The following is a 15,120-nucleotide window of genomic DNA, read 5'->3' as shown; positions in this document are numbered from 1 at the left end:
ACCAGCGTCAAGGCCAAATCTTACATGAACTGGAACGACAGATTAAACGCCCACGTATTCGCGCAGCAGCTCGGGCCGGGAGCGAAGCTCGGCCGAAGCGCCATCCCATACGATGCGGCCCTTTTCTACGATGTAATGATGGTCGCCCACCCGGAGCAAGGGGCCGATGTTCTTGTCGATGACGATCAGCGCCAAACCCGACGCCTTCAGGTTTTCCAGGGACTTCCAAATTTCGGCGCGAATCACCGGCGCAAGGCCCTCGGTGGCTTCGTCCAGGATCAAGAGCGTCGGATTGGTCAGCAGGGCCCGGCCTATCGCCAGCATCTGCTGCTCGCCGCCCGAAAGGTTCGAGCCGAGGTTGCGTTCGCGTTCTTTCAGGCGGGGAAACATTTGATAGATTTTATCGATGCTCCAGGGGTTGCCGCGCTGCGACCGCTGGGTGGCCGTCGCCACCAGGTTCTCTTTGACGGTAAGCGTGGGAAAAATTCGCCGGCCTTCCGGCACCAGCCCTATTCCCGCCTTGGCAACCTGATACGGGGCGCGGCCCGTGATGTCTTGCCCCGCAAAATGCACCGTGCCGGATCTGGGCGGCACCCATCCCATGATGGTGTTTATCGTCGTGCTTTTGCCCATGCCATTGCGGCCGATGAGCGTCACGCACTGCCCCGCCGACACCTCGAAGGAAACCCCGAAAAGCACCTGGCTGGTGCCATAGGATGTCTGCAAATCGCTGATGGAAAGAAGCGCCGTCATACAGTTTCCTCCTGGTCGCCGAGGTATGCGGCCTTTACCTCGTCGTTGCCGCGGATTTCGTCGGGCGTGCCGCAAGCGACGGGACGCCCATACACCACGACCGTAATTCGATCGGCCAGCGCAAACACAGCATCCATATCGTGCTCGACAAGCAGGATGCTGTATTCGCCCTTCAGGCTGCGCAACAGCGAGACGAGCTCTTGCGACTCCTGCTGGCTCATCCCCGCCATGGGCTCGTCCAGCAGCAGCAGCTTTGGCTGCATGGCCAGCGCCATGGCGATTTCGAGCTGGCGCCGCGCGCCATGCGCAAGCTGCCCGACCGGCGTGTGCATTTCGCGCCCCAGTCCGGCGCGCTCGACCGCCTGGCGGGCCGGCTCGACCAGCTGCCTGTCCTGGAGCACCGGCGTCCAGAACCGGAAGCTGTGCCGGCTGCGCGCCTGCACAGCCATCAGGGTGTTTTCCAGAACCGAGAAGTCGTTGAACACGGAACTGATCTGGAACGACCGCGCAATGCCCGACAACGCCCGCTGATAAGGCCGCTGGCCGGTAATGTCCTTGCCTTCGAATAGAATGCGGCCCTCGGTCGGCGTGATGTCGCCCGAAAGCTGGTTCATCAGCGTGGTCTTGCCCGCGCCGTTGGGGCCGATGACGGCGTGAACCTGGCCCGCCTCGACGTCAAGGTCGAGGTGGTCGGTTGCCAGCAGGCCGCCGAAGCGTTTGACGAGCCCGGTAACGGAAAGTATGTTCATCACGCCCTCTCTTTTCCGGAAAACACCACGCCGTACAACCCGTGCTTGAGCGTGATGGTGATGACGATCACGAAAAGCCCCATGACGGCCAGCCAATGCGTGTGTATGTAATCGTCCAGGCCCCACGGCAACCCCAGCGACAGCGACGACAGCAGTTCTTCCAGGACCAGCCACGCCGCCGCGCCGACGATCGGCCCCATCAGGGACGCCATGCCTCCCAGCACCGCCATGACGATCAGGTCGCCGGAGAAAGTCCAGTGCATGTAGGAAGGCGACACGAAGCGGGTCAGGTTGGCCAGCAGCAGCCCCGCGACCACGCACACCAATGCCGAAATCACATAGGCCGTCAGTTGATAGCGCAACACGGGAAACCCCAGGGCGCCCATGCGCCGCTTGTTGGACTTGCCGCCGCGCAGCACCATCCCGAACCTGGCGTGGATGAGCTTGTGGAAGAAAAACACAACAAGGAAGAGAATGGCGAAAATCAGGTAATACAGCACGATATTGTTGTCGATGTCGATGATGCCGAAGTCGCTGCGCGTGGGCAGCGGCATGCCGTCTTCCCCGCCGAACGCCTTGAAACTGATGGCCAGCGAATAGAACATCTGGGCGAAGGCCAGCGTGATCATGATGTAGCCGACGCCGCTGGTTCGCGAGCAGACCAGCCCGATGATCGTAGCCGACGCCGTGCCGGCGGCCAGCGCCACGGCAAGCTGCACCCAGCCGTTGGTGATGCCGTAGGACGACAGGATGCCGACCGCATAGGCGCCGATGCCGATATACAGCGCATGCCCGAAGCTGACCATGCCGCCGTACCCGAGCACCAGGTTCAATCCCACCGCCGCCAGCGCGACGATCATGATGCGCGACACCAGCGTGATGTAAAAGGGCTCGGCAGTCAGGCTCGTTGCGACCGGCACCAGGGCCAGAATGGCGACGATGGCCAGGGGAGCGGCCACCCGAAGCCATGGCCGGCCCGGCTTTCGAGCCTGAGAAACCGGCGCGGAAGCGGGCGTGCCGTGAAGATTCTGTGTCGTATTCATATAAAGCGTCCTGGTGCGCTGCTTGATTGGTTCATGCCTTCGATTCGGCCAAATCCACGCGTGTTCCGTCTGTCCGGCCTAGCCGTGCCTTACCGGGAACAGCCCTTGCGGGCGCATGGCCAGCACGATGATCATCAAAATATAGATGGACACCGAGGCCACGGCCGGCCCCGCCACCTGGGCCAGCGCCGGATCGAGAATCGCCCGGAACAATAGGGGCAGGAAGGCACGCCCAAGCGTCTCGACCATGCCGATGATGAGGGCGCCGTAGAATGCGCCCCGGATGGAGCCTATGCCCCCCGTGACGATCACGACCAGCGTAAGGATGAGCACCGGGTCTCCCATGCCCGACTGCACCGACAATATGGGTGCGGCCATCAGGCCCGAAAGACCGGCCAGCCCGGCGCCCGCGCAAAACACCAGCAGGTTGACGAGCTTGATGTTGACGCCGAGCGCCGACACCATGGGCGCATCGGATGCGCCGGCGCGGATGAGCATGCCCACGCGCGTCTTGTTGATCATCCAGTACAGCGCCAGGCCAATGATCAGGCCCACCACGATGATGCTCGCCCGGTAAGCCGAGTAGTGCAGGCCGAACAGGTTCACCGTGCCGGACAGCGCCGAGGGAAGCTCGGCATACAGGGCCGCCCGGCCCCAGACCATGGTGACCAGCTCGTTGAGCAAAAGAATGAGGCCGAATGTCGCCAGCACCTGGTATAGGTGATCGCGCGCATAAAGCTTTGCCAGCACCAGGCGCTCCATGATGAAGCCCAGCAGCATGGTTGCCGCAATGCCCAGCAGCACGGCGCCGATGAACGATCCCGTCAAGTTGTAGGCAGCAACGGAAAAATAGGCTCCCGCCATGAACAGCGAACCATGGGCCAGGTTGACGAAATTCATGATGCCAAGCACCAGGGTCAGGCCGGCCGACAACAGAAACAGCAAGATGCCGAATTGGAACCCGTTCAAAAGCTGGGCAAAGATTATCGACGAACTCATTTCAGGAAACCTGCCTTGAACTTGCCCGCCTCATGGCCGGCGACAAAAAAGTGCCCGGCGGGCATGGGGCTTCCATGCCGCGACACTTACGATTTATTGACCGGCGCCCGCCCGCGGTCGGGCTTGGCGCAGGAGTGGAACACAGGGCCGAGGCCGGCCATGCGCCGGCGGCCTGGCGGGGCGCAGCGGCGAAGAGGCCGCCCCGCCCTGCCCGACTTACTTCATCGGGCACATCTTGTGATAGGCATCCTGATGGTCTTTCATGGGCGTGGCAACCGTGCGGACGGTATACCGGCCCTTGGCATCCTTGATGACTTCATACATGGACATGTCCTGGATGGGGAAGTGATTGTTGTTGAACTTGAACTTGCCGCGCACCGACTTGAAATCGGCCGCCTTAAGCGCGGCCCGCAGAGCATCTTTGTCCTGCATATTGCCTTTGACCTTGGCGATGGCCGAGTCGAGCAGCAGCGCGGCGTCGTAGCCCTGGGCGGCCCAGGTCGACGGAATATGGTTGTACTTGCTTTCGAAATCGGCGACGAACTTCTTGTTGACGGGATTGTTGGCATCGGGCCCCCAGAAGGATCCGCCGAACGCCCCCAGGGCGCTGTCCTTCAGTGCCGCCAAAGTGGGGATTTCGAGAATGCCGCTGGACAGCAAAGGGATGGTCTTGAGCAGGCCGGCCAATTGATACTGGCGCACGAACGTAATGGCCATCGACCCGGGGTAGAAGGCGAACACCGCATCGGGCTTGGTTGCCGCGATTTGCGTCAGTTCGGTGGAGAAGTCGAGCTGGTTCAGCGGCGTGTAGATTTCGTCGAGTATCTTGCCCTTGTAGAACCGTTTGAACCCGCCCAGGACATCCTTGCCGCCCTGGAAGTTCGCGGTCATGAGCACCACGTTCTTGTACCCCTTGTCGTTGGCGTACTGCCCCACGACCTCGGAGATGTTGTCGTTCTGCCAGGAGGCCACGAACAGGTTGGGCAGGCAGCCCGAACCGGCCAGCGGCGAGGGGCCGGAATTGGCGCTGATGAGGAACACACCCTTATCGGAAATAGGCTTGGCCACCGCCATCATGACGTTGGAGCCGACGATGCCGGCGATAATGGGTACGTGATCGCGCTCGATCAGCTTTGTGGCGGCCTGCGTGGCGACCTCGGGCTTGAACTGGTCGTCTTCCTTGATGATGTCCACCGGCACGCCGCCCAGCTTGCCGCCGCGTTCGGAAACCGCCAGCATAAAGCCCTGGTACATTTCATGCCCGGGAACGGCAACGGGCCCCGAGAACGTGGACAAGAAACCTATTTTTATCGGCTCTTGCGCAAATGTCGCCGAGGCGGCCAACAGGGCCGAGCCGGCGATCAGGTATCGAATTGAACGATTCAACATTGTTTGTCTCCTTGTGGGTATGTATTTTTATTATGTGAATATGTGCCGACTACTGTACGCGTTTGAAGCATTGCCCGGAAGATCACAATAAAACCGGTTCGATACCTGAAAAGCATCATCAGTTGCTTCAAAGGCACGCCGCATTCATCATTCGGCCATAATCGGCCGGCCGGCTGGACGGCGGTTTTTCCTCGCCATGATTCATTGCAGGCATCAATCGCGCTTTTTTTTCATCTTCCATCGCGCCCGTCCCTCGTTTACATTCAATTGGCCGGATCGGCGGCGAAAAACCAAAAGCAAATCCTCGAGACAAGCACACCACCGAACCACACTCTCTCCCATGCCGGAACGGCCCGTCCAATACGAAAACCACCCGGCCCAAACAAAGAATCGGTCATGCAAAAGAAAATAGACATCTACAACCACGTACTTCCGCCACAGTACCTGGAGCTGGTCAAGGCGCATTCCAAAGACGCCGGCATCGTCAAGCGCATGGTCAGCCTGCGCATGCTGTGGGATATGGAAGCGCGCGCGGCCATGATGGTCGAGAAATTCCCCGACGTCGTTCAGGTCCTGACCCTGAGCCAGCCGTCGCCCGAGATGCTCGGCGGCCCGGATCAGTCTCCGGAATTCGCCCGGGTGGCCAATGACGGCATGGCGGAAATCTGCCGGCGATGGCCCGACCAGTTTCCCGCCTTCGTCGCGGCGCTGCCCATGAACAACGTGCCTGCCGCCCTGGCGGAAATGGATCGCGCCATCAACCAACTGGGCGCGCGCGGAGTCCAGGTTGTCACCAACGTGAACGGCCGCCCCCTCGACGACCCCGAGTTCTTCCCGGTATTCGAAGCCATGGCGACGCGCCACGACCTGCCTGTCTGGATGCATCCTTTCCGGCCCGGCACCACCATCGATTACAAAGGCGAAGAACGCTCGAAGTACGAAGTCTGGCAAGTGCTGGGGTGGCCTTTCGAAACATCGGTGGCCATGTCCCGCATGGTGTTCTCGGGCATGCTCGAAAAACTGCCCAACCTGCGCGTCATCACCCATCATTGCGGCGGCATGCTGCCTTATTTCTCGGGCCGGGCCGAAACGCTCTGGGCGCAGCTTGGCAGCCGCAGCGCCGACGGCAGCGAAGCCGACGTGCTCAAGCGCCTGTCCAAGCCGCCCATCGAATACTTCAAGATGTTCTACGGCGACACGGTGCTGGGCGGCTCGGCCTCGGCGCTACGCTGCGGCCTCGATTTCTTCGGAGCCGACCATGTGGTGTTCGCCTCGGACTGCCCCTTCGACCCCGAAGGCGGCCCGATGTTCATTCGCGAAGGCATCCGTTCCATCGAAAGCCTCAACCTCAGCGCCGAGGATTCCGACAAACTGTATTTCGGCAACGCCCTGCGGCTGATGCGCCTGCGGCGCCTGGCCAAGTAAGGAGACACACCATGACCCAAGCTCTTGCGGCGCAAATTCCCGCCTCGCAGCCACGCCAGTACCGCCAGCTCATCGGCGGAGAATGGGTGGACGCGGAAGGCGGCGCCACCTTCGAAGACCTGAACCCCTACAACGAGGAAGTCTTCGCCCACATTCCCGCTTCCACCGGCGCCGATGCGCTGTGCACCATCGAAGCGGCCGACAAGGCCTTCCCCGCGTGGGCGGCCATGGGCGCCCGCGCCCGCCAGGCCCTGTTCCTGAAGGCCGCCGACATTCTCGAGCGCCGCGCCGACGAAGTCGTGCTCATCATGGCCCAGGAAACCGGTACGGCCACGCCGTTTGCGCGCTTCCAGATCCAGTGGGCCTGCGGGCTGCTGCGCCAGGCTGCGGGCTATCCCTATCTGCCCGGCGGCGAGATCGTGCAGTCGGACACCCCGGGCGTGTTCGCGATGGCTGTGCGCAGGCCATTGGGGGTGGTTGCCGGCATTTCCCCCTGGAACGGCGCCTTGGCCCTGGGCTTTCGCACCATTGTCGCGCCGCTGGCCTGCGGCAATACCGTGGTGCTGAAACCCTCGGAGGAAGCCCCCGTTTCCGCCGGCCTGCTGATGGGCGAAATCATGACCGAGGCCGGCTTCCCGCCCGGCGTGGTCAACGTGGTAACCCACGCGCCAGGCGCCGTGGGCCCCATTGCCGACCCCCTGTTTGAAAGCCGCAAGGTCCGGGCCTACAACTTCACCGGCTCGTCAGCCACGGGTTCGATGCTGGCCGCCCGCGCCGGCAAGCACCTGAAGCGCATCGCGCTGGAACTGGGCGGCTACAACCCCATGATCGTGCTGAAGAACGCCGATCTAGACTACTCGGTGGACACGGCCATTTTCGCGGCATTCTTCCACCAGGGCCAGATCTGCATGAACACCCGCAAGATCCTGGTCGAACGCCCGCTCTACGACGACTTCCTCGCCCGGTTCGCCGCGCGGGCCCGCGACATCAAGGCCGGCGACCCCAGCAATCCGCAGAACAAAATCGGCCCCCTGATCAACGATGCCGCGCTGGCCAAGTTCAAGCTGGCCATCGAGCAGGCCGTGGCCAAGGGAGCCCGCATCGCGGCCGGCGGCAACACTGAAGGCCGTTGCGCCGAACCGACCGTGCTGGTGGACGTGCCCGAAAGCGCGCCCATCCATTGCGAAGAGGTATTCGGCCCCGTGGTGATCGTCGAACCCTTCGACACCGAGCAGGAAGCCATGGACAAGGCCAATGGCACCGATTACGGCCTGTCGGCTTCGATCATGACCTCGGACGTCTGGAAAGGCATTACCCTGGGCGGCCAGATCCAGGCCGGCATGGTCAACGTCAACGGCCCGACCATGGGCGGCGAACCCCAGATCCCGTTCGGCGGCGTCAAGGACAGCGGCTGGGCGCGCTTCGGCAGGTGGGCCATCGACACGTTCAGCGACCTCAACCTCATCACCGTCAGCAACGACAAACGCAAGTATCCGCTATGACGCAACTTGGCTTGAACGGGGCCATGCAGGCCCTGGATGTACCGCGCACGCTTTGCGCCGCCGGCGCCATCTCGGCGCTGGCCGGCGAACTGGCCGCCTTGGGCGTTCGGCGCCCAATGCTCGTCACGGACAAGGGAGTGCTGGCCGCCGGCCTGGTGGCGCAAATTATCGACGCCTACGGCGACGCGGGCTCGATGGCGGTTTTCGACGGTGTGACTGAAAACCCGGTGTTCTCCGATGTGGACAACGGAACGGCGCTGTATGCGCGGCAAGCCTGCGACGGCGTCGTCGCCCTGGGCGGAGGGTCGGTGATCGACACGGCGAAATTCATCGCTCTGCTGGCCGCCAACCCGGGCGCCATTGCCGACTATGCAGGCAAGCCAGGGGTGGCGCACGGCGCAAGCGCGCCGCTTATCGTCATTCCCACCACGGCCGGCACAGGCAGCGAGGTCTCGCATTCCGCGGCCATCCATCCCGACGCCACCACCCCCGGCCTGGGCATGAGCTCGCGCCATCTCATCCCCACGCTCGCCATCCTCGATCCCGTCATGACGGCGGGCCTGCCGGCCCGGCTCACCGCCGCCACGGGCATCGACGCGCTTTCCCACTGCATCGAAGGATATCTGTCGAACAAGGATCAGCCGCTGGGCAAGGCCATCGCCCTGGACGGCATAGCCCGCGTTGCAAGCGCCTTGCGGCTTGCCGTATCCGAACCGCAAAACCTCGAAGCTCGCACGCAAATGATGCTGGCCGCCTTCGCCGGCGGCGTATCGATAGGCATGGGCCTGGGCCCGGCCCATGCCGTGGCGCTGGCGTGCAGCGACCAGGGCTTTCATCACGGCGTATTGAGCGGGATCGGGCTGGTCGCCACGCTCGATGCCACGGCAAGGCACGTGCCTGAACGCTGCGCCGCCATCGCCCAGGCATTGGGGGTGGCCCCGGCCGCTTCGCTGGCTCAGGAAATAGCCAACCTGATGCAAGCGCTGGATCTGCCGGCCACGCTGGGCGACCTGGGCTACGCGACCGACAATGTCCAGAACCTGGCCGATGCGGCGCAACGCAGCCATTTCAATCTGTTCGCGCCCTTCCGGCCGACCGCCGGCGAATACGCCTCGATGCTGGCGGCGTCGCTAAGCGGCGCCCGCACCTGCGCGACGCATTAAATCCCGCGCATCGGAAGGGCCGGCTGCGCCTATTGGCGTAGTAAGATAACAAGAGCCCTTCCTTGATACCACCTCAACATCAATAGGTCGCCGCCCCATGAAGCTGAGCGCGCTGCAATATCTGGTCGCCATCGTCGAGTGCGGGGGCATTCGAGCCGCTTCCCGCCGCCTGGGGGTGGCCCAGCCCCTGATCTCCCGCAGCATCCAGGACCTGGAACGCGAATTGAAGGTCGTTCTCTTCGAGCGGGCCAAAAAAGGGGTCATCCTTACCCCACTGGGCAGGGTCTTCCTAAATCGCGTAGTCAGGGCCACCGGAGAGTTGCGCCGGGCGCAAGACGAACTGGATCAGTTGCGGGGAGAAACCCGGGGCAGCCTGGCCGTCGCGCTGTCCATGGTCACCCAGATCACGCTCATGCCGGAAGCGCTCCAGCAATTCCGCATGCGCTATCCCAATGTAACCTTGAACATCATCGACAGCGTGTTCCCGGGGATCGTCTCGTCGCTCAAGGACGGCTCGACCGACTTCTACATCGGGCCCGTCGGCGAGGACGTGCCGGCCGAATTGAGCGTGCAGGAGATATTGCTGCCGAAGCGCCTGATATTCTGCAGGAAGGGACACCCTCTGGCCAAGGCGAAATCGCTCGAGGAGCTGGTTGGCGCCGAATGGATGACCTCTTCCATCACCGCGAAGGTCGAGGACGAAATCGGCCCCATATTCCTGCGATATGGTCTGCCCCAGCCCAAGCTGGTCCTCCATGCCCATGCGGGGTTGACGTATCTGCTTACCCTGGCGAACTCCGACCTCCTGATGGCGCTTCCGCACCCCTGGACGAAATTCCCGCTGTGGGATCAGCTTTTCGAGACCATCGAAGTCAAGGAAGAACTGCCCACCCGGCCTATATGCATTGTGCGCCGCACCGGCCTGCCCCTTACCCCCGCGGCCGAATATCTATGCGATATGTTTCGGCGCGCGGCGGGATATCTTGAAGACGGCGGCCTCGACGGCGGAAAAGCGCCGCTCGAACCGCCGCAAGCCGCATCGCTCAGCCCCCAGCCCGACGAGATCCACTAAGCCGAATCCAGAAAGGCTGCGTGGGCCGGCGCCTTATTGCATGGGGCACAGCTTGTGGTAGGCGTCCTGGTGATCCTTCAACGGCGTTGCCACGGTGCGAACGGTGTAGCGTCCTTTCGCGTCCTTCACCACCTGGGAGATATGCATGTCCTGGATGGGGAAGTGATTGTTGTTAAACTTGAACTTGCCGCGCACCGACGGGAAATCCGCGGCTTTCAACGCCGCCCTGAAAGCATCTTTATCGGCCACATTGCCCTTTACCTTGGCAATGGCCGAATCCAGCAGCTGTGCGGCATCGTAGCCTTGAGCGGCCCATATCGAAGGAATGCGGCCGTATTTTTCCTCGAAGCCTTTGACGAATTTCTTGCTGGCCGGGTTGTCGGTATCAGGACCCCAGAACATGCCGCCGAAAGCACCCAGGGCGCTGTCCTTGAGAGCCGACAGGTTGGGCGCCTCGAGCATGGCGCTGGACAATAAAGGAGTGGTCTTGAGCAAGCCCGACAGTTGGTACTGGCGCACGAAGGTGATCGCCATCGCCCCCGGGTAGAAGGCGTAGACCGCGTCGGGCTGCAGTGCCGCGATCTGGGTCAGCTCGGCGGAAAAATCGAGCTGGTTCAAAGGCGTATAGATCTCATCGAGTATCTTGCCTTTGTAAAAGCGCTTGAAGCCGCCCAGCAAGTCCTTGCCGCCCTGGTAGTTTGCCGACATCAGCACGACTTTCTTGTAGCCTTTGTCGGTAGCGTACTGCCCCACCACCTCGGCAATGCTGTCGTTCTGCCAGGACGCCACGAAGAAATTGGGCAGGCAGCTCGCGCCGGCCAGCGGCGAGGGGCCGGAATTGGCGCTGACCAGAAACACGCCTTTGTCGGAAATATGCTTGGCGACCGCCATCATGATGTTGGACCCCACGATGCCGGCAATGATGGGCACATGCTCACGCTCGATCAGCTTGGTCACCGCCTGGGTGGCGACTTCGGGCTTGAACTGGTCGTCCTCCTTGAGGATATCCACCGGCACGCCGCCCAGCTTGCCGCTGCGTTGCGACACGGCCAGCATGAAGCCGTCGTACATTTCCTCGCCCGGCACGCTGGAGACGCCCGAAAAGGTGGTCAGGAAACCAATCTTCAGCGGCTCCTGGGCCTGCGCGAAAGCGGCGGAAGCCGCCAACAAGGCCGAGCCTGCAACCAGATAGCGCACAGACTTTTTCAACATTGCGTATGTCTCCATGGATTTGAATCACCTATTGTTTGTACATATCGATACACCTTACGCGCATTGCCAGCGGCTCGGAAGATATCAATAAGTCAGATCCGATACCATGCCCGCATCACTGCGCGCCGAAGCCCGCTTCATGGGCAAGGGCGCGCGGCGGAGCGTGGTCAGCTCATGGGGCACTGGGTATGGAATGCGTCCTGATGGTCTTTCAATGGCGTAGCCACCGTGTGGACGGTATAGCGGCCCTTGGCGTCTTTCACGGCCTCGACCACCCTCATGTCCTGGATGGGGAAGTGATTGTTGTTGAACCTGAACTTGCCGCGCACCGACTTGAAATCGGCAGCCTTCAACGCCGCCCTGAATGCATCCTTGTCCGCGACATTGCCTTTTACCTTGGCGATCGCGGAGTCCAGCAGCAAGGCGCCGTCATACCCCTGCGCCGCCCATGTGGAAGGGATGCGATTGTGCTTGCTTTCAAACTTTTCGACGAAATGCTTGTTCGTGGGGTTGTCGACATCGGGACTCCAGAAGGTACCGCCCAATGCGCCAAGCGCGCTGTCCTTCAAGGCGGTCACTGCGGGAATCTCCAGAATTCCGGCCGACAATATGGGAATGGTCTTGTCCAGCCCCGCAAGCCGGTACTGGCGCACAAAGGATATGCCCAGCGCCCCCGGGTAAAACGCGAAGATGGCGTCGGGCTTGTCCGCGGCTATCTGGGTAAGCTCGGCGGAAAAGTCGAGCTGGTTCACCGGCGTGTAGATTTCATCGACCACCTTGCCCGTGTAATAGCGCTTGAACCCCGAAATGTAGTCCTTGCCCGCCTGATAGTTGGGGGCCAGGGCCACCACGCGCTTGTAGCCCTTGTCGCTGGCGTACTTGCCCACCGACTCGGACTGCATGTCGTTCTGCCACGACGCCACGAACAGGTTAGGCGAGCAGCTGGCGCCGGCCAGCGGCGAAGGCCCCGCATTGGTGCTGATCATGAATACGCCTTTGTCCGTTATGGACTTGGCAACGGCCATGGCCACATTGGAGCCCGATATGCCGCTGATGATGGGCACATGGTCGCGCGTGATCAGCTTCGTGACGATCTGGGTCGCGACTTCCGGCTTGAACTGGTCGTCTTCCTTGAGGATTTCGACGGGGACGCCGCCCAGCTTGCCTCCGCGCTCTTCGACCGCCTGCATGAAACCGTCGTATTGTTCCTGGCCGACGATGGCCAGCGGCCCCGAAAGCGTCACCATGAAGCCTATCTTGATGGGGGGCTGGGACTGCGCGAAAGCCGCCGATGCCGCCAACACGGCCGAACCGGCAAGGCAATATCGAAACGAACGCCGAAGGGAATGCTTAAGCATGATCTGTCTCCCGCCAGGGATATGCGTGCCGATCTCCCCAGCTATTATTTATAGGTTATTGATCCGGGCTTCAAGACCTGAACAGGCCCGAAACAGCCCGGTGCTTTGCATTGCGATTGTGTCATCGACGGCGGCAAGGCGGAAGATAACCAGACCGGACTTGTGATACCTGCAGGACATCACCCGCCTTTCGGGGTTGCATCGAAACGAAAGCAGGAAAGGCCCGCAGCCCGGAGAAGCCGCGGATGGTGTCGGGCGGCGCCTCTATGCCGCGTTGTCGAGGTCGTGCGCGCCCAGCAGCATTTCGTTCAGCCCCTTGCCCGCCTCGATCATGGGCCATACGCTTTCGCTGCGGTCCGTCATGAAATTCATGAACACCAGCTTGTCCTTCATGGCGAAGGCATCCCGCAAGGCCTGCTCCACATCGCCGGGGCGGTCGATGGTGACGCCGACGTGGCCGAACGATTCGGCCAACCGGCCGAAGTCGGGCAGAGCGTCCATATAGGACTCGGAATGGCGCGAGCTGTTATAGACGTCCTGCAGTTGGCGCACCATGCCCAGCGAACGATTGTTCAGCATGATGATCTTGGGGGTAAGGCGGTACTGCTTGCAAGTGGCCAGCTCTTGTATGCACATCTGGATCGAAGCCTCGCCCGTGACGCAGGCCACGGTCGCTTCCGGATTGGCCAATTGCACCCCCATGGCATAGGGCAGGCCCACGCCCATGGTTCCCAGGCCGCCCGAATTGATCCAGCGGCGCGGCTGATTGAACTTGTAGTACTGGGCGGCCCACATCTGGTGCTGCCCCACGTCGGATGTGACGAAGGCGTTGCCCTGAGTAACCTCGCACAGTTTTTCAATGACGTACTGGGGCTTGATGATGGAGTCCGACGCCGGATAGGCCAGGCATTTTTGCGCCCGCCACTCTTCGATCCGGTCCCACCAGGCCTGCGTCCGCGTTGCGGCGGGCGCGGGCAATTCATTCAGTTGCGCCAGCATTTGCGCCAGAACGTTCTTGACATTGCCCACGATGGGAAAATCGACTTTGACCCGCTTGGAGATCGAGGTGGGGTCGATATCGATATGGATGATGGTACGCGGCTGGCCGGAAAAATGCGTGGTGTTGCCGATGACCCGGTCGTCGAAGCGCGCGCCGATGGCGAGCAGCACGTCGCAATGGTGCATGGCCATATTGGCTTCGTAGGTGCCGTGCAGGCCCAGCATGCCCAGGAACTTGCCGCTGCTTGCCGTATAGCCGCCCAAGCCCATGAGGGTGTTGGTGCAGGGGTAGCCCAGGCGGTCGACCAGTTGGTTCAGTTCGGGGGCCGCATCGGCCAGAATGACGCCGCCCCCCGTATAGACAAGGGGCCGCTTGGCGTTCAGCAACACGCTCAATGCCCGCTTGATCTGGCCGGAATGGCCGTCGCCCGCTGGCCGGTATGCCCGCAGGCTGACGGAGGACGGGTAGTCGAAAACGCATTCCGCCGTGGTGATGTTCTTGGGAATGTCGATCAGCACGGGGCCCGGACGTCCACTGCGCGCGATATAGAACGCCTTTTTGATGGTCGCCGCCAGTTCCCGCACATCGCGAACCAGGAAGCTATGCTTCACGCAGGGCCGGGTAATGCCCACCGTATCGCATTCCTGGAAGGCATCTTGCCCGATTACCTGCAGCGGAACCTGCCCCGCAATGACGACCATGGGAATCGAATCCATGTAGGCCGTGGCGATGCCGGTGATCGCGTTGGTGACGCCCGGCCCCGAGGTGACCAGGGCGACGCCGACCTTGTTCGAGCTGCGCGAATAGGCATCGGCGGCATGGACCGCGGCCTGTTCGTGGCGTACCTGTATATGGCGTACTTCCTGCTGGCCGAACAACGCGTCATATATGTGCAGCACCGCGCCGCCCGGATAGCCGAAGACGTGGTCGACCTGTTCCCGCGCCAGGGAGCGCACAATGATTTCAGCGCCGGTCAGGCGCTCTTTGCCGCCGGCATTGCTGGAATCATCGGCGCCATGGAGAGCTTGGGCGGCTTCGGACAGTTTGACGATTTTCATGTTTTTCTCTTGTTCGGCGTGCCGGCCGCAACCCAAGTCGCCGCCCTTCTACGCAATGATTGACCGTATGGCAAAGAAAACAGAATAAACCTTAACGCGCAGAATTTGGATCTTAAATCAACCAGAATCCATGCCTGATTAGGCATAAAAATCCAGAAAAAAGCAAAACGGCGGCATTACCAACCAATGCACAGATCAAACCCCAGCCGGCGGCTGCCACCACGATTGCCGCAGAGCCGCGGTCAAAAGGGTCTGCCGTAGCGGCGCTCGGGCCCCGACACGGGAAGAAGCCCGCGATCCTATTGAAAAGACCGCCCCTGGCCCATGGAAAGTTCGCGCAGATTCATGGAAGACCCTGATTGTTTATCTCCACCCAAATCCTAATATATTACAAATT

The 15,120-nt window shown here is 61.7% G+C and carries 12 protein-coding genes; 4 read left to right on the top strand and 8 right to left on the bottom strand.

Annotation, left to right across the window (positions count from 1 at the left end; translation table 11 throughout):
- Window positions 1-42: 42 nt before the first annotated feature.
- From VNT00_RS05425 to VNT00_RS05405, 5 genes are all read right to left on the bottom strand, one after another.
- The gene (locus tag VNT00_RS05425) at window positions 43-753 is read right to left on the bottom strand and encodes an ABC transporter ATP-binding protein (RefSeq protein WP_325585262.1); all 711 of its coding nucleotides are present in this window, start codon (window positions 751-753) and stop codon (window positions 43-45) included.
- On the bottom strand, window positions 750-1,502 hold the full coding sequence (locus VNT00_RS05420) for an ABC transporter ATP-binding protein (RefSeq protein ID WP_325585260.1): 753 nt from the start codon (window positions 1,500-1,502) through the stop codon (window positions 750-752). Before VNT00_RS05420 ends, VNT00_RS05425 begins: the two co-directional genes overlap by 4 nt.
- Window positions 1,502-2,545 (bottom strand): branched-chain amino acid ABC transporter permease, encoded by a 1,044-nt coding sequence (locus VNT00_RS05415; RefSeq protein WP_325585258.1) that lies wholly within the window; start codon window positions 2,543-2,545, stop codon window positions 1,502-1,504. The genes VNT00_RS05420 and VNT00_RS05415 overlap by 1 nt, the downstream gene beginning before the upstream one ends.
- A gap of 78 nt (window positions 2,546-2,623) precedes the next feature.
- Entirely contained in the window at window positions 2,624-3,544 is a 921-nt protein-coding gene (locus VNT00_RS05410) for a branched-chain amino acid ABC transporter permease (RefSeq protein WP_325585256.1), read from the bottom strand.
- A gap of 216 nt (window positions 3,545-3,760) precedes the next feature.
- Entirely contained in the window at window positions 3,761-4,933 is a 1,173-nt protein-coding gene (locus VNT00_RS05405) for an ABC transporter substrate-binding protein (protein ID WP_325585255.1), read from the bottom strand.
- A 396-nt stretch (window positions 4,934-5,329) separates the two neighbouring features.
- Between VNT00_RS05405 and VNT00_RS05400 the strand changes: the two genes are divergently transcribed.
- The 4 genes from VNT00_RS05400 (at window position 5,330) to VNT00_RS05385 (ending at window position 10,095) form a co-directional block, all read left to right on the top strand.
- On the top strand, window positions 5,330-6,358 hold the full coding sequence (locus VNT00_RS05400) for an amidohydrolase family protein (RefSeq protein WP_325585253.1): 1,029 nt from the start codon (window positions 5,330-5,332) through the stop codon (window positions 6,356-6,358).
- Between the two features lie 11 nt (window positions 6,359-6,369).
- Entirely contained in the window at window positions 6,370-7,860 is a 1,491-nt protein-coding gene (locus VNT00_RS05395; protein WP_325585251.1) for an aldehyde dehydrogenase family protein, read from the top strand.
- Window positions 7,857-9,023, top strand: coding sequence for an iron-containing alcohol dehydrogenase (locus VNT00_RS05390; protein WP_325585249.1), 1,167 nt, complete (start codon window positions 7,857-7,859; stop codon window positions 9,021-9,023). Before VNT00_RS05395 ends, VNT00_RS05390 begins: the two co-directional genes overlap by 4 nt.
- A gap of 97 nt (window positions 9,024-9,120) precedes the next feature.
- Window positions 9,121-10,095 (top strand): LysR family transcriptional regulator, encoded by a 975-nt coding sequence (locus VNT00_RS05385; protein WP_325585247.1) that lies wholly within the window; start codon window positions 9,121-9,123, stop codon window positions 10,093-10,095.
- Between the two features lie 33 nt (window positions 10,096-10,128).
- Here the strand turns inward: VNT00_RS05385 and VNT00_RS05380 are convergent, their stop codons facing one another.
- The 3 genes from VNT00_RS05380 to ilvB form a co-directional block, all read right to left on the bottom strand.
- Entirely contained in the window at window positions 10,129-11,307 is a 1,179-nt protein-coding gene (locus VNT00_RS05380) for an ABC transporter substrate-binding protein (protein ID WP_325585245.1), read from the bottom strand.
- Between the two features lie 167 nt (window positions 11,308-11,474).
- Window positions 11,475-12,665, bottom strand: coding sequence for an ABC transporter substrate-binding protein (locus tag VNT00_RS05375; RefSeq protein ID WP_325585243.1), 1,191 nt, complete (start codon window positions 12,663-12,665; stop codon window positions 11,475-11,477).
- A gap of 264 nt (window positions 12,666-12,929) precedes the next feature.
- Window positions 12,930-14,723, bottom strand: a complete 1,794-nt coding sequence (ilvB, locus tag VNT00_RS05370) for a biosynthetic-type acetolactate synthase large subunit (RefSeq protein ID WP_325585241.1) — start codon at window positions 14,721-14,723, stop codon at window positions 12,930-12,932.
- Window positions 14,724-15,120: the final 397 nt, after the last annotated feature.

It is taken from the genome of Eoetvoesiella sp. (assembly GCF_035555955.1).
In the GTDB taxonomy this organism is placed as follows: domain Bacteria; phylum Pseudomonadota; class Gammaproteobacteria; order Burkholderiales; family Burkholderiaceae_B; genus Eoetvoesia.
This window is presented reverse-complemented; position numbering and strand designations above follow the sequence as displayed.